Below are 275 nucleotides of genomic sequence, written 5' to 3' on the forward strand. Positions count from 1 at the left end.
GGAAGTACTGATCGATCGATAAAACCAGCAATCAGCGGCGCTGGCTCAGTAACTGCAAATAGTCACAGATACTGGCCATCAGCCCCTGATACACCCAGAAAGCATCCTCGCCATCGGATTTTTTCAGTTCGGCAATGCCATTCAGCCAGCGACTCAGGCGTTTCATCACGGTTTCGATACTCATCACCAGCCAGGCGTCATTGGCGATGAACTTGTCGACGATGTAATCCAGCCGGTCAAACGTGTGCTTCAGCAGTGGATAGCGGGTATTGAAT

1 pseudogene is annotated in these 275 nt (G+C 50.9%); it reads right to left on the reverse strand.

The annotated features are described in order from the left end of the window. Window positions 1-31: 31 nt before the first annotated feature. A pseudogene (locus tag Q4563_RS19690) lies at window positions 32-275 on the reverse strand (hypothetical protein); the annotation flags it as partial.

It is taken from the genome of Gilvimarinus sp. 1_MG-2023 (assembly GCF_030548285.1).